The sequence below is a fragment of the Nocardia sp. NPDC051052 genome, assembly GCF_044456045.1.
GTDB lineage: Bacteria > Actinomycetota > Actinomycetes > Mycobacteriales > Mycobacteriaceae > Nocardia.
The window spans coordinates 202592-220034 of record NZ_JBITFL010000014.1 but is presented as its reverse complement, the minus strand read 5'-3'; the positions used below and the strand labels follow the sequence as shown (position 1 = coordinate 220034).

Below are 17443 nucleotides of genomic sequence, written 5' to 3'. Positions count from 1 at the left end.
GCTGGCGGCGTAGGCGGTTCATCCCGCCCCTCAGCACGTGCGGCTCATGTCCTCTTGCCTGGACGACGCGTGCCTGGCGTGCGCCGCGGCCCGGACCGCGACCGATACGGCGAAGGCGGTCTGCCGGATCTGCATGCTCGCGCGTTCCACGTCCAGACTCGACGTCGCGTCGCCGATGGCCACCGCCGCGATCGGCTGATGCCGCTGCCGGTCCAGCACCGGGCTGGCGACACAGCGGACGCCGCGCACGAATTCCCCGTCGTTGACGGCGATTCCGATGCTGCGCGCCGCGTCCAGCTGCGCGCTCAGTTCATCGATGTCGGTGATCGACCGCGGGGTGACCGCGGCCAGCGCGCCCGGCGGGGCCAGCTCGAAGGGGCGGTCGTGCGCGTAAGCCAACAGGATCTTGCCGATCGCGGTGCAGTGCGCCGGTGCGAAGGTGCGACCATAAGACGGCGTTCGCGCCGCCAGGTGGCCGTAAATCCGTTCCAGGTAGCGCACCTCCGAACCGGAAAGCACGCCGAGCGAAACCATCGCCCCGGTGCGCACGTGCAGATCGACGAGGAACGGTATCGCCGACGCGCGGAGCAGTTCGTGGTCCTCGGGCAGCGCCGCGATGTGCACCAGCCGTGGCCCGACGATATAGCCGACCTCCTGCCGCTCGACCAGGCCGTTGGCGCTGAGGATCTTGAGCAGCCGCCACACCGTGGTCTTCGGGATGCCGGCCCCGCGGGCGATGTTCGACAGCGCTACCGGAGTCGCCTGGTCCCCCAGCAGATCCAGCACGCGAGCCGCTCGACTCACCAGATCGTCGGCGTCGGCGTCGGCTGACACACGCATCATTTCAACTCCCTTACGAAGCCCTCGTCCCCGAGCTCGCGAATACGCACCCTACGTCAGCGGCGACGCGCGGCGGCACTGCCGCCACGGCCTTTGCACGTACACCGTGCAAAGGCCGTCGCCGCAGCTGAGGCCCGGATTCATGATCGAAACCCCGGTCCGGCACGGGGCCGGCGCGACCATTCGAGTGACGTTCCATTGCGCGGAACACGGCCTTCATTGCCGCTGGGCGCCTGCCTAGTGTCCTCGGTAGTCGGTAACCCCCGACGTTCTCGGCAGATAGCAAGACAGGTGAGCACGGTGTCACAGATGATCGATATCGTCCTGGTCGGTGGACCATCCGCGGAACCCCAGCTCTGGCACATCGATGCGGCCACCGCGTCCGACTCGGTGAAGGTGCCCCGGCTGAGTGGCTACGAACACTTCGATCCGACCGGCTTCGACGTCGAACTCGACGGGCGCCACCTTCCGGTCTACCTGTGGTCGTTCCGCACCCGAGCCGCCGAGTGAATCGGCTCCGAGCACATTGTGTGCAGGGGGCACGCGATTCCCTGCGTGTGCCGGTTAGCGTGTCGGGCATGCCAGTACTACCGGTACCCGATCCGCCGCTAACCGATGACATTGTCGCGCTACGTCTTTGGCAGAACAATGACCTTGATCAACGGCTCGCGGGCTACGCCGATCCGGAGTTCCAGCGCTTTACGTTGTCGACCGACGAGCCGGTCACCGAGGCGCGTATCCGCGAGCACATCGAGCAGGAGGAGCGCGCGCGGGCCCGCGGCGAGAAACTCAGCCTCGCCATCGTCGACGCCGCCGCGCTGGACCAGGTGTGGGGCGGATGCTCGGTGTACGACATCAATCTCGACCAGCGACGCGCGGGCGTCGGCTACTGGCTCACCCCGCAGGCCCGTGGCCGCGGCGCGGCAACCAGAACCGTTCGCCTGCTTGCACAGTGGGCATTCGACGTGCTCGACCTCGCCCGCCTGGAACTGGCCTGCGCCCCCGACAACATCGCGTCCCAGCGGGTCGCGGTGCGCTCCGGCTTCTTTCTCGAGGGAATCATGCGCTCGTATATGCGCTTTCAGGGCGGACGACGCGACACCATGCTGTTCAGCCTGCTGCCGGGCGACCTGCGCGATGCGGACCGGCCCGATCGACAGCCGACAGAATGAAGGTTCCGCCTGCGGGGCAGGCGGAACCTTTTCTGTGCGGTAAATCAGCGATAGAGCCAGACGCCCCCGCCGCCGAGCGCGATGACCCGGTCCAGCTGGTGCGGCACACCGTTGTCGTCGTTCTGCGTGCAGTCGTACGGGAACAGCGAGTAGTGCCCGTCACCGCCGCTGCACATGATCGGACGGCTGGTGCCGTACGGGCTGATCACGATCCGCGACGACAGCCGCAGATTGTTCTGGGACATGAACTCACCGGACCAGTCGTGCCGGTTGGCGAGCACCGCGTCGGCGTCAGGGTCGGCAGCGGCGATCGGAGCAGCGAACATCAGAGCGGCGGCACCGATACCTACGCATGCGAGTATTCGTTTCATGCCTTGACTATCGGTGATACCGGCAGACTATTACAACTGCCAGGTATCGCCCGCCCATAGTCACTGATTGTTGGACCGCACCTCGGGGAAGGTGGAGGCCAGATCGTCCAGGGACGGTCGCGCGATGCCCCGCAGGTGCTGATCGAAGAACGCCGCGACGTAGGTGCGCGTGATATCCACCGCTCGATTGCCAGGCAGCGCGGTCTTGCCCGACGCACCGGCCTGTTCAGCCAGCGTGCCGGTATCGGCGAACGAATCATGCTCCGCGCCAACGACAGTCATCCATCGCTTCCAGCCGTGCAGTCGAGTCCACGCCTCGTCCCAAGACGGATCCCCGCCGCCGGGACTGGTCTGGCCATCGACGCCGAGCATCAGGAAAGGCCGCTCGCCGAGCCCGTCGGCCGGCACTTGGAACGATCCATCCATGTTCACGCCGGCCCGCACTCGCGCGTCGATCGCCATCGCGGCGGCCGTGCTCGCCCCGCCGATCGAGTGGCCCGCCATGCCGATCCGCGTGGCATCGATGAGGTTGGCATGCGGCCAGATCGGGGCGGGGCCGGTGAGACGGTCGAGCAGGAAGGACGTATCGCGCGCCCGGGTCTCGGCCATCAGCGTGAACGCACCGTCCTCGCCGATGCGCTCGCACGCCACGCACGGGGACATCCGACCGCCGGGAAACTCGGTCCCGAACGACTCACCGGCGTGATCGACGGCGGCCACCACATAGCCTCGGCTGGCGAGCTCCTCGCTCACCGCGGTGAGGGTGAAGCGGGCCGCGGTGAAGCCGGGTGACAGCACCACCAGCGGATAAGAGCCGTCGACCGGCGCGGCATCGACCACGGCGTGGGTACCGGCCTTACTCAGCGCCTGCACCGGAACGCCCGTCAGCCCCGCGCCCTCGATCAACGATCGACTCTCCTCGTCGGTCGCGTACGGCGCGCGGACTCCCTCGCTCTGCTGCGCCGGGTAGTACATGCTGACCAGCAGCTCGCGGGATTGCGTCGGCGTCCACGGATCCTGCCGTGCCGCATCGACCAGGTGCAGCACATTGCGGCCGACCGTGAAAGAACCAGTGGGAGTGGGCAATTGGGTCCCCGGGGTCGATACCGCCGAACGCGGCGGCGCCGTCGTTTCGCTGTCGAGCGCCCACACGAGCCCGGCCGCGGGCACTGTCAGGGCGAGCATGATCGCGGCTACAGCGCGCATCTTCCGAACTCCTCTTGTCGTCGGCGCACCCGGCGGCAATCACCAAGTGTTCGCCGTCGATCTTGCGCAGCCGTCGGCAAATCAACGCCAGACCGATGACAAAACGAAGTAAGAAAGCGAGGACTCTCAGCCCGGATAGACGTAATGGGTCGGGCCGAAGCGCCCCGTCTGGGCGGAGCCGGCCCACGGCACGTCGAGCGGCGCCTTGTTGAGTTTGTGTGGGTTGCCGTCCAGGTCGGCTTGCCAGCAGTCCTGCTGGACACCGTGGAAGCTGGTGCACACGATGCGGGTGCTGGTGCCGAACGGTGAGCTCAGCCGGTGCCGGTCGGAGAACGGATTCCAGTAGTCGGCGTCGCTCGGGACGGCGAAGTCCTTCGTCTCGTATACCGACAGGGCGCCGCCGTTGTCCGAGGGCCATTCGTCGGCGGTGGCCGTTCCGGCACCGATCAGTAGTGCCGCGGCCGCCACCGAGGCGAGCGCGGCACCGCGCGCAAGACGTTCGGAGTTGATGGTCATCGACATCCTTACCCCTTCCGTAGTCGCCGAGGTATCCCGGTCGGTCTCGACTTTAGAGGTGTTCGCCGATGCGCACGACCGATTGGCGCGCCCCGCAATGTGGCATGCGGTGAAATGTTGCGGGCCATGATGTTTCGGGGACGGTTCGTCAGCTGCCCGGCCGCACGATCGGCTTGATCGAGCCCGGGTCGACGCGGGCGCTCGTCAATGCCGCCGTTACCTGATCCAGGCCGAACCGGCCGGTCACCAGCCGGTCGAGGTCGACCCGGCCGCTGGCCGCGAGCTCGATCGCGGTCGGCCAGGTGTTGGCGTAGCGGAAGGTGCCGGTCAGCTCCAGCTCATGTTCCTGTAGATAAGGCAGCGGCAACGGCACATCGTCGCCGCCCATGCCGATGAGCACCACCCGTCCCGCCCTGGCCACGGTGCGGATCGCGGCACCGATCGCCGCCGGCTGCCCGGAGCATTCCAAGAGGACATTCGGCTCGAACCCGATCGCGCCGAGTTCGGTGACGCTGACGTCCACCGCTCGCGTGCACCCCAGTTCGGTAGCCACGGCGAGCCGCCGCGGGTTCACATCGGTGATCACCACCTCGGCCGCGCCGAATGCCAGCGCGGTCTGCGCGGAGACGAGCCCGATCGGTCCGGCACCGTTCACCAGCACTCGATCGCCCGGGCGCACGCGTCCCTTCCGGCACGCCCAGACACCCACCGACAGCGGCTCGAGCAGCGCCGCCGCCTCGTCGGTCAGCGAGTCCGGCACCGGGTGCGCGAATTCCTCGTGCAGCACCACATATTCGCAGAACGCCCCATCGATCGGTGGTGTGCCGAAGAATCGCATATTCGGGCACAGGTTGTAGCGGCCCGCCCGGCATTGCACGCAGGTGAAGTCCGGTACGCCCGGCTCGAGCGAAACCCGTTGCCCGACAGCATGACGTCGAGCGTTGGCACCGAGCCCGATCACCACCCCGGACGCTTCGTGACCGAGTACCAGCGGCCGCTCGACGATGTGCCCGCCGATCCGGCCGTGCTCGAAGTAGTGCACGTCGGAGCCGCATACCCCGACCGCCCCGACCTTGATCAGTACCTCGGCCGGGCCAGGTTCGGGCACAGCGCGTTCCACGATCGTGATCTCGCCGACCGTCGCCAACACCGCTGCGCGCATGTCGTCACTGCCTTCCGGAGCCCAGCATCCCGCATCGATCAGAACACCGAATATCGGCCGCGCGCAGCGGAATGCGCCGGTTCAGCGTGGCGGGGTCCGGTCAGCGCCGAAACAACCGGCGTAGGCGGGCAAGAATCCCCCGGCCCTCCGCCGGTGCCGGATCAGCGGTTTCGACAGCCTCCGCCGACGTCGCCTGGGCGAATCGCACGTGCAACTGTTCACGAACCTGGTCCGGGGTGTACGCCCGACGGCGCCGCTCGGCGCGCACAACCACCACACCGGTAGCCACCACTCCGGCCGCACCCGCCAATCCCACTGCTTTCCACCACCTCATTCCGCATAGGCTACGGGTCATGACGGGGACGAGCATCAATCTCGACCGAGCGCTCGAGCTCACGAGAACGGGCGACATCTGGCTGTTCCGTGGCCATTCGGCGGCTGACCGGGCGATCAGGATGACAACGAACAGTCCGGTGAACCATGTCGGCATGTCGGTCGTGCTCGACGACATGCCGCCGTTGATCTGGCACGCGGAGCTCGGCCGGTCGCTGCCCGACATGTGGTCCGGCGCCACGCACCGCGGCGTCCAACTACATAATCTGCGCGATGCGGTGCTGGTGTGGGCGCACCGCTACGGTCAGCGGGCGTGGTTGCGTCAGCTGAACCTGCCTGCCACCCGCGAGATGGAAGACAGCCTGCTGCGCACCATCGCGCGCCTCGACGGCACGCCCTTCCCGTCCACCGCCGGTCTCGCCGGGCGCTGGCTGCGCGGCCGGGTGAGCCTGCCGCTGCCCAAGCGACGCCAGGCGGCCGCCCGCGAGCTGGAGCAGGCGTATTGCGCGGAGATCGTGGCCGCGACCTATCAGGCGATGGGGCTGCTTCCTCAGCATCGCAGCCCCAATTGGTATGACCCGGGCCGCTTTTGGAGCGGCGACGGACTGCGCCTCACCGGGGGCTACGAATTGGGTGACGAAATCGCGGTCCAGACACCGGCAAAGCCGGACTGATCAGTTGTTGCCCGGCACCACGATGCCGGTTTCGTAAGCGAGAACGACCAATTGGGCGCGGTCGCGGACGTCGAGTTTGGTGAGCAGGCGCCCGACGTGGGTTTTGACGGTCGCGACACTCACGTAAAGCGTGTCGGCGATTTCGGCATTCGAGCGGCCGGCGGCGATGTGCTCCAAGACTTCTCGCTCGCGGTCGGTGAGCGCGGCCACCGCGCCGGGCAGCGACGACGGCGCCGAAGGCTGGCGGGCGAACGCGCTGATCATCCGACGGGTGATGCTCGGCGTGAGCAGGGCGTCACCGTTGGCGACCACCCGGATCGCGCGCAACAACTCCTCGGGCGGTGAGTCTTTGAGGATGAAACCGCTTGCGCCGCTGCGCAATGCCTGGAAAACGTGCTCATCTTGATCGAACGTCGTCACTATCAACACGTGCGGCCCGTCCGTGCCGCCTGCCGCGATGTGCCGCATCGCCTCCAGGCCGTCCATGATCGGCATCCGGATGTCCATCAGCACGACATCGGGTCGCAACTGCCGGGTGAGCCGGACCGCTTCGCCGCCGTTGCTCGCCTCGCCGAGGACGGTGAGGTCCGCCGCGGAATCGACGAGAACGCGGAACCCCGCCCTTACCAGTGCTTCATCGTCGGCGATCAGTACCCGGATCGGGTCGCTGCCAGTCGGTTCGGCGGTCTCAGTGGACATAGTGATCCTCATCGATCGGGAAGTACGCGGCGACGGCGAAGCCGCCCTCGGGTCGCGCCCCTGCCTCGAAACGGCCGCCGAACAACGACACTCGTTCACGCATCCCTACCAGGCCCAGACCCGAGCCACTCGCGTCGCGCGGCTCGGACGAGTCGGCGACCGGTCCGTCGTCGGTGACGGACACGGCCAGCTCATGCGGCGCGTGCCGAATCTCGATCCTGGCGCGGGCGGTGTGCGCGTGCTTCACGACGTTGGTGAGTGCTTCCTGCACGATGCGGTAGACAGTGGTCTGCAGCAGCGCGGGGCACGCGACCGGTTCGCCGGTGACCCGGTACTCCACGACCAGGCCGTCGTGATGCAAGCCGTCGACGAGGTCGGCGATCTCGTCGAGCCCGGGTTCGTCCGAGGCCGGCTCGCACCCCGGTTCGCGGATCTGCGCCAGCACCCGCCGCAGTTCGTTCAGCGCGGACCGGCTGGCCGTCTCGATCGCGCCCAGCGCCTGACGGGCCTCGCCCGGCTGCTCGTCGAGCAGTAACCGAGCGACTCCGGAGCGGACGGCGACCATGCTCAAAGTGTGCGAGATCAAATCGTGCACGTCGCGCGACACTCGCAACCGTTCCTCGGCTCGGATCCGGCGTTCCTCCTCGGCGGCCCAATGCCGTTGCTGCGCGGCCATACTGCTCCGGTAGTCGCGTCGGGTACGGATCATGTCGCCTGCCAGCCAAGCGGGCACGGCGATCAGTAGCTGCACGGCGTCTTGGTCCTGATCGGGATGCAGGTGCGTACCGACCAACGCGGCAATGCAGATGGCGACGAGCGCGGCACCGGTGGCGAGCAATGAATCGCGGCGCGAGCGCCGGTCGGCCAGCGTGAGCACGGCGACGCCGAAGGCCGGCCCGGTATTGCTCACCCACGGCGTGAATCGAACGCCGAGTAGCGAGGCGAGGCACAGCACCGCGGTCACCGCGATGAGCACGGCGAGCGGCCAGCGACGCCGGACCAGCAGCGGGGCCACCGCGGCGGCGCCGAGTATCGCGATGGCGGCCGTCGAACCGATCCCGCTGACGGTGCCCACCAGCAAGGGCAGGGTGAACGCGGCGAAACTGCCGACCGCGATCGCGATGTCGATCGCGTCCGGACCGGCATTGCCCGGCCGGTGCCGGAGCGGCGTCAGCCGCTGATGCCACGGCCGCGCGGTCTGGTCCGGCGGCAAGGAAGTGATTGCCATAGCGCAGACGGTAATCGGCCAGGGAGTACCGGCACATCGCCCCGAGGTCGAGCGCGCGAATCATCCGCAAGTCGGACAGGTCGTGCGATATCCGTCCAGAGCGGGTGGCGATCTCGTGGCCACGGGATGACGACAACGCCCAGGTCAGCGGACGACAGTTGGGACATGAACACATACGGCACTAGGTCAGTCAGCGCTCGCTCCGAGGACATCCAGTCGTGGCTGTCGCGCCCGCTGCTCGCCATCGCCGCCACGTCGCTCACGCTGGGCATCGTGTCCGGTGGGGTGAGCTACTTGAACCGGTCCCCGGAGCACGAGGCGCACGTCGAAGGGACGGCCGCTGTCCTGCCGCACACCCTGCTGTTCGTGCTGGCCGCCGCCCTCATCTCCGTCGTACTGCGTCGGCGCGGCATCGACTCGTTCCTACTGCTCTTACTGGCTCCCGTCAGCACGTCCGCGGCGCACCGGCTGGTGCGCACGCTGCGGTCGATCCTGACCCACCCGACCGCTCTCTTGCGGCTGCTGCTCAGCATCCTGCCGATCGCCCTGCTCGTGTATAGCCCGTTCCGTATCGGCATGCAGGTCCTCGGCGGCCTCGACCCGAACTTCACCGTGAACGCCTGGGGCGGCCCGACCTATCTCGGCGCGATGGCGTTTCACTATTTCGACGGAGCACTGCTGATGGCCGCGGCGGCCGCCTTACTGAACGTGCTGCTGTTGCCGAGCAAGCAGGCGAGCCGGTAACCCGCGTGGCTGCCAACCACGGTGCCGCCCTGCGCAGTTCGTCGCGACCGACCCCGCCGAGTTCCGGCGGGGTCCAGTCGCGCCGACCGACTACTTGTCGGCAATGAACTTTCCGCCGACCGCGTAACCATCGGCCGGGAACTCCTCGATCCAGACGTGCACCGACTCGGCCGGCGACTTGTAGGCGTCGACGAACGCATCGGTGATCCGGCGGACCAGCTCGCGCTTGGCTTCGTCGGTCTTGGGCAGCTGCTGGACGATGACGTTCGGCATCGGTTTTCCTTTCTCGGTGTCCGCTCGGCTCGAGCGGGCCTACCGACAAATCTGCTGCATATCACCTGCTTGACCAAGACCCGGTTCGCGCACGCAGCGATCACCGATGGTGATCGTCGAATTCGCAGGCGGCGAGCAGGATCTCCAGCGCCAGCGGCGGCGCGGCGCTGCGCACGATGAGCGCGGTGTCCAGCGAAAGTCCCGGCGCGGCAAGCGAACTGAACACCACCCTGGTGCTGCGCAGCTGCCGGGCGTGCGCGGCGTAGACGACGGTCCAGCTGGTGTCCGAGCCGATCATCGCCAGGGTGTCGGAGAGCGCGGAACTGACCGGACCCGGCACCGGCTCGAATCCGGCCTCGTGACAGGCGTCGACAACGAGGTCGACCAGCGGCGCGTTGGCGCGACGCTCGGTGAGTCGCAGCGGGTAGGGCGCGAGCTCGGCCAACGCGAGTTCCGGTGCGTCGGCCAGCGGGTGCCGCGCCGAGATCGCGACAAGCAGCGGGTCCTCCCACACCGGGATGCGCCGCAGACCCGGATGGTCGACCGGACCGCGGACGAACGCGGCGTCGAGTCGCCCGTCCAGCACCTGTTCGACGCGCGCGCGGGTGGACGCGGACACGGTCTCGACCCGCACCTGCGGCACCAGCCGCTCCATGATGCGATCCAGATGATCGCCCAGACCGGTGCTGGTGCCCAGCCGCAGTGTCGCGCCGGCGACGAACCCGGTGATCGAGGCCTTCGCGCGCGCGGCCGAGGCCAACGCGTCGCGCGCACCGGGCAGGAATTGCGCACCCGCCTCCGTCAGCACGACCCGCCGCGGCGACCGATCGAACAGTTCGACGCCGAGCTCGCGTTCCAGCTGACGAACCTGCTGGCTGACCGCCGACTGCACGATGTGCAGCCGCTCGGCGGCCCGCCCGAAGTGCAGCTCCTCGGCGACGGTGACGAAGTATCGGAGTTGACGCAATTCCACCGGCCCGACCCTACGGGCAGGTGGTGTCGCTACAGTCCGGCGGCGGTGAGTTGGTAGTCGGCCTCGAGCAGCATCCAGCCGCTCAGTTGAACGGAGAGATCGCGGGCCGGGTTCGCCGACGCGGCCGTTCTGCCGTTCGACAGATGCAGCGGATTCTCCGGCTGATCGGGCACACTGGCCTGCTCGGACCAGTCCGCGCCGAACAGTGGGAGGCCGTTCACGTCGGCGCGGTGCGTCCAGGCCGACTGCGCGGAGGCGTGCACGATGCGCGCGGCGGTGGTGTCGCCCAACGTGATTGCGGCCAGCGCCAGGTAGCGGGCAAGGATGCCCATGAAGAGCCCGCCGTCGCCGCCACCGGCGCCGACTATCACGCCGTTCTTGGTCATTCCGGTACCGGTCGCGGTGATCAGCGCGGTCGCTCGACGGCGCTGCTCGGACGACCCTGTGCGCGTTGCCAATTCGGATTCCAGCCCGATGGTTGTGCCCTGGTTATAGGTGTAAACGGCAGGCTCGACTTGGGAACCCGGTTCATGGACACCGTCGATGATCAGACCAGAGTTGTTCGCGCGCAGCCGAGTATCGAGAAAATCGGCGAGCTGAGTGGCGCGCGCGAGGTCACCGAGCCTGGCCAACGCGATGCCGGTCGACGCATTGGTGCACGAGTTGTAATAGTCCGAGCCGACCCGCCACCGCATCGCACCGACCGCCGGATCCCAGCCCTCGTCCAGCGCCGCCCGCAGATCATGGATGCCGTCGGCGAATTCGACACCGAGCGTCCGATCGGCCCGTTCGAGAGCCAACAGCAGCCAGCCCATGTCGTCGTAGTACTGATTCGTCCAGCCGGTGAGGTTGCGCGCACGAATACCGTGCACTATCGCGGCAACTCGATCCCTGCGCTCAGCCGCGGGAGCGCGCAACGCGGCGTCGACCGCACAGTCCACCAGATGCGCCTGAAACCAATAGTTCCACTCTTCGAAGACCTCTTCCAAGGGCGACGGCGGCCAAGCCGTGACACCGAGCAACGTCCCTGGCAAACCCCACAGCGGCCGCAGATGCCGCACCGAAATCGCCTGCTCCGCAAGCCCCGCCCGCCGCGCACTCTCCGCCTGCGCCTGCGCGGACGCCACTACCGGGGTCGCGGCCACACCGAATCCCACCCCGGCCGCCGCCCACAGCACCGCCCGCCTACTGACCCCACTCCGACCGCGACGCATCGACCGACCTCCTTCGCGAGCGACTCTATCCGCTACTCCCCCGGGCAATCCGGCAACTCGACCGCAGGGAGCATCGTCCCTCGCTGACGCTGTGTGATCGGAAATTTGGGCATTGATGCTCATCGATCGCCCAGACCATCGGCGCTTTCTGCGCTTTCGCAGATGACACCTGCGCAATTCCCCCTTGTCTGCGCACAGGTGGGCACCAATACTGACCAACCGAACCCGTGTGCGGTGCGTCACACGCGTGCGGGCAGCGTTGGGAAAGTAGAGGAACAACTCCATGACGTCCACGATTGAAGAAGCCGGCTCCGAAACGGGACTAGCGCGGATCGCGCAGTCGCTCGCACGGTGGACGGAGAAATGGTTCCCGGACGCGTATGTCTTCGCATTGGCGGGTGTATTCATTGTCGCCCTTGCCGCGTTCGTCAACGGCTCGTCACCCAAATCAGTCGCCACCGCCTTCGGTGACGGCTTCTGGGATCTGACCGCGTTCACCCTGCAGATGACGATGGTGGTGCTCACCGGCTATGTCGTCGCCACCTCCCCACCGGTCGCCCGGCTGATCGACAAGCTCGCCGTCATGCCGCGATCCGCGGCAGGCGCGGTGAGTTTCGTTGCGCTGCTTTCGATGTCGATTTCGTTTCTGAACTGGGGCCTGAGCTTGGTCTTCGGCGGACTGCTCTGCCGGGCGATCGCGCGGCGCACCGACCTGCGGGTGGACTATCGCGCACTCGGCGCGGCGGCCTTCATGGGGTTGGGGGGCGTATGGGCACTTGGCCTTTCGTCCTCGGCCGCGCAGCTGCAGGCCACCGCCAGTTCGCTGCCGCCCGCGCTGCTGAAGATCACCGGCGTGCTCGACTTCGGACGCACCATCTTCACCTGGCAGTCCCTGCTCATGTGCGTCATCCTGATGGCGCTGACCGTGGTGATCGCGCATCTCTCGGCACCGAAGGGCGAGGCCATCAAGACCGCCGAGCTACTCGAAGTCGACCTGGACGACCAGCCCGAGGAGGTGACGCCGCGCTCCCGGCCCGGTGAATGGCTCGAATACAGCCACATCCTGCCGATCCTGGCCGGGCTGCTGACGTTGGCCTGGTTGCTCTTCCAGCTGCTCGACAAGTCCGTCCTCACCGTGGTCAGCAGCCTGAACAGCTACCTGCTCGTCTTCCTGGTCCTCGGCCTGGTACTGCAGGGCACGCCGCGCAGGTTCCTGCAGGCGGTCACCCTCGCCGTGCCCGCCACGGCAGGCATCCTCGTCCAGTTCCCGCTGTACGCCGCCATGGCCGCGATCCTCACCAAGGCGAAAGGCCGTGGCGGATTTACCGTTTCGCAGCACCTCGCGGAGTTCTTCACCAGCATCGGTGGCGGCGGCAGCTTCGCCGTCGTGATCGCCATCTACACCGTGGTGCTCGGCATCTTCGTCCCATCCGGCGGCGGAAAATGGCTGGTGGAAGCGCCTTACGTGATGCAGTCGGCCACCGACGTGCACATGAACCTCGGCTGGACGGTGCAGATCTACAACGTCGCCGAGGCGCTGCCCACCCTCATCAATCCGTTCTTCATGCTGCCACTACTGGCCGTACTCAAACTCCGGGCGCGCGATCTCGTCGGATTCACGTTCCTGCAGTTCATCTTCCATCTACCGGTGGTGCTGCTGCTGGTGTGGTTGCTCGGCTTGACGTTCGACTACGTCCCGCCGATCATTCCCGGCGCACCGTAACTCGCACCGCCGAGAATGGTGTACTGCGGGAACGCATCCGGCGCGGAAAGCGCTTCCCGCGCGACGATGCGACGGGTGTGCGCGTAAACGGCCGCGTGCACCCGATCGCGAACGCCCAACTTGGCCAGCACATTCGAGACATGCGTCTTCACGGTCTGCTCGCCGACGCCGAGCGCGTCGGCGATCTCCGGGTTCGTATACGCCTTGGCGATGAGCAGCAGCACCTGATGCTCGCGCGCGGTGAGGGTCTCGACCTCCGGCGCACTGGGGAATGGTTCGATCCCGGTGGTCAGCCGGGTGACCAAGCGACGGGTCAGGCCCGGATCGATCAGCGCGTCGCCGCGGGCCGCCATCCGGATGGCCGAGACCAGGCCGGTGGACGGCAGCGTTTTGACGAGGAATCCGGAGGCGCCGAGACACAGTGCGCGGTAGAGGTTTTCATCGGTGCCCGAGGTGGTGAGCGTGAGAATACGAGTGGCTCCACCGAGCGCCGCGACCGCGTCGATGGCCGCCGGTCCGTCCAGACCCGGCATGTCGAGATCGAGGAGCGCGACATCGGGCCGCAACCGCTCGATCTCCCGGATGGCGGCGAGGCCGTGGTCGACCTCCGCGACGCATTCGATGTCCGGCTGAGCCCCGATCGCCGCCCGCAGCCCCGTGCGGAATACCACGTGATTGTCGGCGAGCAAGACCGAAATCGTTGCGCGCGAGGTGGACTCGGTGTCAACCCGGGATACATCGATGTGCCGGTCACAATCGACCGGCTGATGGGTGTCGACCGCGCCGCCTGCCGCCGCCGAGGCGGTGGGCACGCCGGTCACCGACAGCGTCGCCGCGGTGATAGCTAGGACGAATGAGGACGCCACCCGGCGCAGTGGGTGGGTCGACGCACCTTCCGGCCGGATGTTCAGCGCAGGAACCCTTCGTAGTTCTTGGTCATCAGTTGACTCTCGAGCTGTTTGATCGTATCCAGCCCGACGCTCACCACGATAAGCGCGGAGGTACCACCGAACGCAAGACTCGGCACCGAACCGGAGCCACCGATGCCGAGCAGCAGGTTCGGCAGCACGGCCACCGCGCCGAGGTAGACGGCGCCGGGCAGGGTTATTCGGCTGAGCACGAAATTCAGGTAGTCCGAGGTCGGCTTACCGGGCCGGTAGCCCGGCAGAAAGCCGCCGAACTTGCGCATCTCGTCCGCGCGTTCCTGCGGGTTGAAGGTGACCGCGACATAGAAGTAGGTGAAGAACACGATCATCGTGAAATAGATCGCGACGTACACCGGGCTGCCCGGATTGACCAGGTACTTCTGAATTATCTCCTGCCACTTGGACTGCGGGCCCGAGCCGTGCTGCGTCAACTGCGCTAGCAACTGCGGCAGATACAGCAGAGACGACGCGAAGATCACCGGGATGACACCGGCCTGATTCACCTTCAGCGGCAGATACGTCGACGAACCCCCATACATCTTCCGCCCGACCACCCGCTTGGCGTACTGCACCGGAATCCGGCGCTGGCCTTGCTCGACGAAGATCACGCCGATGATCAGCAAGAACACCGCGACGCACACGGCAGCGAACAGCAACCCGCCCTTGCTGTCCAGAATCGACTTGCCCTGGCTCGGAATCTGCGCCGCGATACCGGTGAAGATCAGCAGCGACATGCCGTTGCCGATGCCGCGCTCGGTGATCAACTCGCCGAACCACATGACCAGCGCCGCGCCCGCCGTCAGCACCAGCACGATGATGATCATCCCGAACAGCGAGCTGTCGGACAGGATGTCCTCGGGACACCCGCGCAACAACTGTCCTCGCGCGGCGAGCGCGACCAATGTCGATGCCTGCAGCACCGCGAGTGCCAGCGTCAGATAGCGGGTGTACTGGGTGATCTTCGTCTGGCCGGTCTGGCCCTCCTTGCGCAGTTCCTCGAACCGCGGGATCACCACGGTCAGCAGCTGAATGATGATGCCCGCCGTGATGTAGGGCGTGATCCCGATGGCGAATACCGAAAGGTGCAGCATCGCACCGCCGGAGAACAGGTTGATCAGCTGGTAGATCCCCGCGGATTCACCGCCGGAGACGATGGCGATACAGGCGCGCACCGATCGGAAATCGACGCCGGGCGATGGCAGGGTCGCGCCGAGCCGATACAGCGTGAGCAAGCCCAAGGTGCACAGAATCTTCCGCCGTAGATCCGGGGCTCGAAAAGCCGATACGACGGCGGAAAACACACAATCCTCCTGGCGAACGACGCTGGTGGACAGGGCGATACCGCCGGGAACGCGGGGATTCGAACCTGCCAAGGGCCTTCGACGCTACGGAGTTTCCGTAGCCGTCCACGTCGCCCGTGAGTTGGACTTATGCCTCCCCCAACTGGGGGAAATTCACCTGTTTACGCAGGTGGCTTAGTTCCGCACCACCAATACCGCACCGGCGGCGAGCAGCGCGAGCACGAGGGCGGCGAGGCCGTACACCAGTCGGTGCGCGCGCAATACGGGCACGAGGCGGTCGACGGCATAGCGGCCGGGCCCGGTCAGGGTGATGGTCGCGGCGGCCGCGGTGAGGATCAGTTCGTACTCGATGCCCTTGGGCGCGAAGAAGGCGCCCGTGCCCTTGACCGCGAGCGCGTTGAGCATGGTGCCGACCACCGCGGCACCCGCCAGCGGCGTCAGCAGTCCGATCGCGAGCGCGAGTCCGCCGAAGGTTTCGGTCACCCCGGCGACCAGCGCCATCGCCTCACCGGCCGGATATCCCTTGCTGGTGAAGAACTGCCCTGTTCCGTCCAGGCCGCCACCACCGAACGCGCCGAACAGCTTCTGCGCACCGTGCGCGGCCATGGTCAGCCCGACCGCGATGCGCAGCAGGAGCAGTCCGGCGTCATAGGCATGCGGGGTGGCGGCATGCCCTGTCGTCTCGATCGGAGCAGAGGTGGATTCGGTGCGCGAAGTTGTTGCGGTGTAACTCATCTGGTGTTCCTTTCGGGTGGGGAGAGGTCGGTCGGAGTCAGCCGAATTGGAGGGAGCGTTTTGCCAGGCCGAGCCAGAAGCCATCGATCACGCTGCGCTGGGTGGCCAGGTCGGCGTCGGCGGCGCCGAGTGCGACGAACAGCGGCGCGAAGTGTTCGGTCCGCGGATGTGCCAAATGCGCTGCGGGAGCTTTGTGTTCGAAGTCGAGCAGGGCATCGACATCGCCCGCGGCCAACGCGCGCTTGCCCCATTCGTCGAACTCGGCCATCACCGGGTGCACCGATCCGTCATCGTTGAGTGCCCGCAGGTTGTGTGTGAAGAATCCACTGCCGACGATCAGCACGCCTTGGTCGCGCAACGGTGCCAGCTTGCGGCCGAGCGCGAGCAGCCCCGACGGGTCCAGGGTCGGCATCGACATCTGTAGCACCGGCACGTCGGCATTCGGATACATCGCCACCAGCGGCACGTACGCGCCGTGGTCGAGTCCGCGATCCGAGGCGTCGTGCACCGACATGCCGGGTCCGCGCAGCAGTCCGCGCACGTCCTCGGCCAATTCCGGTGCGCCGGGCGCGGGGTAGGTCACCCCGTAGTAGTGCTGCGGGAAGCCCCCGAAGTCGTAGATCAGCGGAACCGTGCCTGTCGCACCGATGGTCAGCGGCGCATCTTCCCAATGTGCCGAAATCATCAGCACCGCTTCGGGTTTCGGCAGTTCCGCCGACCATGCGGCCAGCTGGCCCGGCCAGATCGGATCATCGGCCAGCGGCGGGGCACCGTGCGACAGGTAGACAACGGGCATCCGCATCGCTCTCAACCCTTCCATGTAGTTCAAATTTGAACAGCTACCCTGATGGTAGGTTATTGTTTGAATTTGAACAACCTCGAGAGGGTGGGCCGATGGCCGAGCCGCGCTGGCTTGACGACGAAGAGATGCGCGCCTGGGAAGCGTTCCTTGCCGCGACGGCACTGCTCAACCGTCGCATCGAACAGCAGCTCAAGGACGAGGCCCACCTGTCCCACACCCAGTACGAGGTGCTCGTACGACTGGCCAGAGCCCCCGGCGCCGAACTCCGGATGACCGAACTCTCCGCCGCCCTCTTCACCTCGAAGAGCGGCCTCACCTACCAGATCGACCAGCTCGCCAAGGCCGGCTTCGTCCGCCGCAGCCCCGCCCCCGACGACCCACGCGGCATCGTCGCCACCCTCACCCCCGCCGGACTCCGCAAACTCGAAGCCGCGGCCCCCGGCCACGTCGCCCTGGTCCGCGATCTACTGATCGACGTACTGACCCCCGCCCAGCGCAAGGCGATCGCGGACGGCCTCGGCGAAGTAGCGACCAGGCTCCGCGGCTGACCG

General features: G+C 67.0%; 21 protein-coding genes. 6 read left to right on the top strand and 15 right to left on the bottom strand.

Annotation, left to right across the window (positions count from 1 at the left end; all coding sequences use genetic code 11):
- Nucleotides 1-30: 30 nt before the first annotated feature.
- Entirely contained in the window at nt 31-843 is an 813-nt protein-coding gene (locus tag ACIBCN_RS36850; protein ID WP_396996587.1) for an IclR family transcriptional regulator, read from the bottom strand.
- Between the two features lie 306 nt (nt 844-1149).
- Here ACIBCN_RS36850 and ACIBCN_RS36845 point away from each other — a divergent pair, with 306 nt between their 5' ends.
- On the top strand, nt 1150-1350 hold the full coding sequence (locus ACIBCN_RS36845) for a DUF5988 family protein (RefSeq protein WP_396996586.1): 201 nt from the start codon (nt 1150-1152) through the stop codon (nt 1348-1350).
- Nucleotides 1351-1418: 68 nt separating this feature from the next.
- Nucleotides 1419-2012 carry a GNAT family N-acetyltransferase gene (locus ACIBCN_RS36840; RefSeq protein ID WP_396996584.1) on the top strand — a complete coding sequence of 198 codons (594 nt, stop codon included), beginning with the start codon at nt 1419-1421 and terminating at the stop codon, nt 2010-2012.
- 44 nt (nt 2013-2056) lie between these two features.
- Here ACIBCN_RS36840 and ACIBCN_RS36835 read toward each other — a convergent pair whose 3' ends face one another.
- The 5 genes from ACIBCN_RS36835 to ACIBCN_RS36815 all read right to left on the bottom strand — a co-directional run bounded on the left by ACIBCN_RS36835 (nt 2057) and on the right by ACIBCN_RS36815 (nt 5601).
- Nucleotides 2057-2383 carry a hypothetical protein gene (locus ACIBCN_RS36835; RefSeq protein ID WP_396996583.1) on the bottom strand — a complete coding sequence of 109 codons (327 nt, stop codon included), beginning with the start codon at nt 2381-2383 and terminating at the stop codon, nt 2057-2059.
- A 60-nt stretch (nt 2384-2443) separates the two neighbouring features.
- On the bottom strand, nt 2444-3589 hold the full coding sequence (locus ACIBCN_RS36830; RefSeq protein WP_396996582.1) for an alpha/beta hydrolase family protein: 1146 nt from the start codon (nt 3587-3589) through the stop codon (nt 2444-2446).
- 126 nt (nt 3590-3715) lie between these two features.
- Nucleotides 3716-4105 carry a hypothetical protein gene (locus tag ACIBCN_RS36825; RefSeq protein ID WP_396996581.1) on the bottom strand — a complete coding sequence of 130 codons (390 nt, stop codon included), beginning with the start codon at nt 4103-4105 and terminating at the stop codon, nt 3716-3718.
- A gap of 148 nt (nt 4106-4253) precedes the next feature.
- The gene (locus ACIBCN_RS36820; RefSeq protein ID WP_396996579.1) at nt 4254-5267 is read right to left on the bottom strand and encodes an NAD(P)-dependent alcohol dehydrogenase; all 1014 of its coding nucleotides are present in this window, start codon (nt 5265-5267) and stop codon (nt 4254-4256) included.
- 100 nt (nt 5268-5367) lie between these two features.
- Nucleotides 5368-5601 (bottom strand): hypothetical protein, encoded by a 234-nt coding sequence (locus ACIBCN_RS36815; RefSeq protein WP_396996578.1) that lies wholly within the window; start codon nt 5599-5601, stop codon nt 5368-5370.
- A 19-nt stretch (nt 5602-5620) separates the two neighbouring features.
- On the opposite strand from ACIBCN_RS36815, the gene ACIBCN_RS36810 reads away from it, so the two are divergent.
- Nucleotides 5621-6274 carry a hypothetical protein gene (locus ACIBCN_RS36810; protein WP_396996577.1) on the top strand — a complete coding sequence of 218 codons (654 nt, stop codon included), beginning with the start codon at nt 5621-5623 and terminating at the stop codon, nt 6272-6274.
- Here the strand turns inward: ACIBCN_RS36810 and ACIBCN_RS36805 are convergent, their stop codons facing one another.
- Together ACIBCN_RS36805 and ACIBCN_RS36800 are read right to left on the bottom strand one after the other, a co-directional pair.
- A complete protein-coding gene (locus ACIBCN_RS36805; protein WP_396996576.1) occupies nt 6275-6973 on the bottom strand; it encodes a response regulator in 699 nt (232 codons plus the stop codon). It abuts the gene before it with no gap.
- Nucleotides 6963-8201, bottom strand: a complete 1239-nt coding sequence (locus tag ACIBCN_RS36800) for a sensor histidine kinase (RefSeq protein ID WP_396996575.1) — start codon at nt 8199-8201, stop codon at nt 6963-6965. The genes ACIBCN_RS36805 and ACIBCN_RS36800 overlap by 11 nt, the downstream gene beginning before the upstream one ends.
- A 165-nt stretch (nt 8202-8366) precedes the next feature.
- Here ACIBCN_RS36800 and ACIBCN_RS36795 point away from each other — a divergent pair, with 165 nt between their 5' ends.
- On the top strand, nt 8367-8945 hold the full coding sequence (locus ACIBCN_RS36795; protein ID WP_396996574.1) for a hypothetical protein: 579 nt from the start codon (nt 8367-8369) through the stop codon (nt 8943-8945).
- Between the two features lie 90 nt (nt 8946-9035).
- Here the strand turns inward: ACIBCN_RS36795 and ACIBCN_RS36790 are convergent, their stop codons facing one another.
- The 3 genes from ACIBCN_RS36790 to ACIBCN_RS36780 all read right to left on the bottom strand — a co-directional run bounded on the left by ACIBCN_RS36790 (nt 9036) and on the right by ACIBCN_RS36780 (nt 11405).
- On the bottom strand, nt 9036-9218 hold the full coding sequence (locus ACIBCN_RS36790) for a 2-hydroxymuconate tautomerase family protein (protein ID WP_396996573.1): 183 nt from the start codon (nt 9216-9218) through the stop codon (nt 9036-9038).
- Between the two features lie 100 nt (nt 9219-9318).
- On the bottom strand, nt 9319-10191 hold the full coding sequence (locus tag ACIBCN_RS36785) for a LysR family transcriptional regulator (RefSeq protein WP_396996571.1): 873 nt from the start codon (nt 10189-10191) through the stop codon (nt 9319-9321).
- Nucleotides 10192-10220: 29 nt separating this feature from the next.
- Entirely contained in the window at nt 10221-11405 is a 1185-nt protein-coding gene (locus ACIBCN_RS36780; RefSeq protein WP_396996570.1) for a glycoside hydrolase family 76 protein, read from the bottom strand.
- Between the two features lie 283 nt (nt 11406-11688).
- On the opposite strand from ACIBCN_RS36780, the gene ACIBCN_RS36775 reads away from it, so the two are divergent.
- Nucleotides 11689-13128 carry a short-chain fatty acid transporter gene (locus tag ACIBCN_RS36775; RefSeq protein ID WP_396996569.1) on the top strand — a complete coding sequence of 480 codons (1440 nt, stop codon included), beginning with the start codon at nt 11689-11691 and terminating at the stop codon, nt 13126-13128.
- Here the strand turns inward: ACIBCN_RS36775 and ACIBCN_RS36770 are convergent.
- From ACIBCN_RS36770 to ACIBCN_RS36755, 4 genes are all read right to left on the bottom strand, one after another.
- On the bottom strand, nt 13095-13994 hold the full coding sequence (locus tag ACIBCN_RS36770; RefSeq protein ID WP_396996568.1) for a response regulator: 900 nt from the start codon (nt 13992-13994) through the stop codon (nt 13095-13097). The genes ACIBCN_RS36775 and ACIBCN_RS36770 overlap by 34 nt on opposite strands.
- A gap of 41 nt (nt 13995-14035) precedes the next feature.
- A complete protein-coding gene (secY, locus tag ACIBCN_RS36765) occupies nt 14036-15355 on the bottom strand; it encodes a preprotein translocase subunit SecY (protein ID WP_396996567.1) in 1320 nt (439 codons plus the stop codon).
- 174 nt (nt 15356-15529) lie between these two features.
- The gene (locus ACIBCN_RS36760; RefSeq protein WP_396996565.1) at nt 15530-16090 is read right to left on the bottom strand and encodes a DoxX family protein; all 561 of its coding nucleotides are present in this window, start codon (nt 16088-16090) and stop codon (nt 15530-15532) included.
- Between the two features lie 37 nt (nt 16091-16127).
- A complete protein-coding gene (locus ACIBCN_RS36755; RefSeq protein ID WP_396996614.1) occupies nt 16128-16886 on the bottom strand; it encodes a DODA-type extradiol aromatic ring-opening family dioxygenase in 759 nt (252 codons plus the stop codon).
- Nucleotides 16887-16984: 98 nt separating this feature from the next.
- Here ACIBCN_RS36755 and ACIBCN_RS36750 point away from each other — a divergent pair, with 98 nt between their 5' ends.
- Nucleotides 16985-17440, top strand: coding sequence for a MarR family winged helix-turn-helix transcriptional regulator (locus ACIBCN_RS36750; RefSeq protein ID WP_396996563.1), 456 nt, complete (start codon nt 16985-16987; stop codon nt 17438-17440).
- Nucleotides 17441-17443 lie beyond the last annotated feature (3 nt).

Excerpts from the sequence above, each read along its gene's own strand:
- ACIBCN_RS36845 (WP_396996586.1), top strand. The coding sequence starts at position 1,150 with ATGATCGATATCGTCCTGGTCGGTGGACCATCCGCGGAACCCCAGCTC.
- ACIBCN_RS36755 (WP_396996614.1), bottom strand. The coding sequence starts at position 16,886 with ATGCCCGTTGTCTACCTGTCGCACGGTGCCCCGCCGCTGGCCGATGAT.
- ACIBCN_RS36820 (WP_396996579.1), bottom strand. The coding sequence starts at position 5,267 with ATGCGCGCAGCGGTGTTGGCGACGGTCGGCGAGATCACGATCGTGGAA.
- ACIBCN_RS36810 (WP_396996577.1), top strand. The coding sequence starts at position 5,621 with ATGACGGGGACGAGCATCAATCTCGACCGAGCGCTCGAGCTCACGAGA.
- ACIBCN_RS36750 (WP_396996563.1), top strand. The coding sequence starts at position 16,985 with ATGGCCGAGCCGCGCTGGCTTGACGACGAAGAGATGCGCGCCTGGGAA.
- ACIBCN_RS36760 (WP_396996565.1), bottom strand. The coding sequence starts at position 16,090 with ATGAGTTACACCGCAACAACTTCGCGCACCGAATCCACCTCTGCTCCG.
- ACIBCN_RS36835 (WP_396996583.1), bottom strand. The coding sequence starts at position 2,383 with ATGAAACGAATACTCGCATGCGTAGGTATCGGTGCCGCCGCTCTGATG.
- ACIBCN_RS36805 (WP_396996576.1), bottom strand. The coding sequence starts at position 6,973 with ATGTCCACTGAGACCGCCGAACCGACTGGCAGCGACCCGATCCGGGTA.
- ACIBCN_RS36775 (WP_396996569.1), top strand. The coding sequence starts at position 11,689 with ATGACGTCCACGATTGAAGAAGCCGGCTCCGAAACGGGACTAGCGCGG.
- ACIBCN_RS36840 (WP_396996584.1), top strand. The coding sequence starts at position 1,419 with ATGCCAGTACTACCGGTACCCGATCCGCCGCTAACCGATGACATTGTC.
- ACIBCN_RS36780 (WP_396996570.1), bottom strand. The coding sequence starts at position 11,405 with ATGCGTCGCGGTCGGAGTGGGGTCAGTAGGCGGGCGGTGCTGTGGGCG.
- ACIBCN_RS36795 (WP_396996574.1), top strand. The coding sequence starts at position 8,367 with ATGAACACATACGGCACTAGGTCAGTCAGCGCTCGCTCCGAGGACATC.
- ACIBCN_RS36830 (WP_396996582.1), bottom strand. The coding sequence starts at position 3,589 with ATGCGCGCTGTAGCCGCGATCATGCTCGCCCTGACAGTGCCCGCGGCC.
- ACIBCN_RS36825 (WP_396996581.1), bottom strand. The coding sequence starts at position 4,105 with ATGACCATCAACTCCGAACGTCTTGCGCGCGGTGCCGCGCTCGCCTCG.
- ACIBCN_RS36815 (WP_396996578.1), bottom strand. The coding sequence starts at position 5,601 with ATGAGGTGGTGGAAAGCAGTGGGATTGGCGGGTGCGGCCGGAGTGGTG.
- ACIBCN_RS36790 (WP_396996573.1), bottom strand. The coding sequence starts at position 9,218 with ATGCCGAACGTCATCGTCCAGCAGCTGCCCAAGACCGACGAAGCCAAG.
- ACIBCN_RS36800 (WP_396996575.1), bottom strand. The coding sequence starts at position 8,201 with ATGGCAATCACTTCCTTGCCGCCGGACCAGACCGCGCGGCCGTGGCAT.
- ACIBCN_RS36850 (WP_396996587.1), bottom strand. The coding sequence starts at position 843 with ATGATGCGTGTGTCAGCCGACGCCGACGCCGACGATCTGGTGAGTCGA.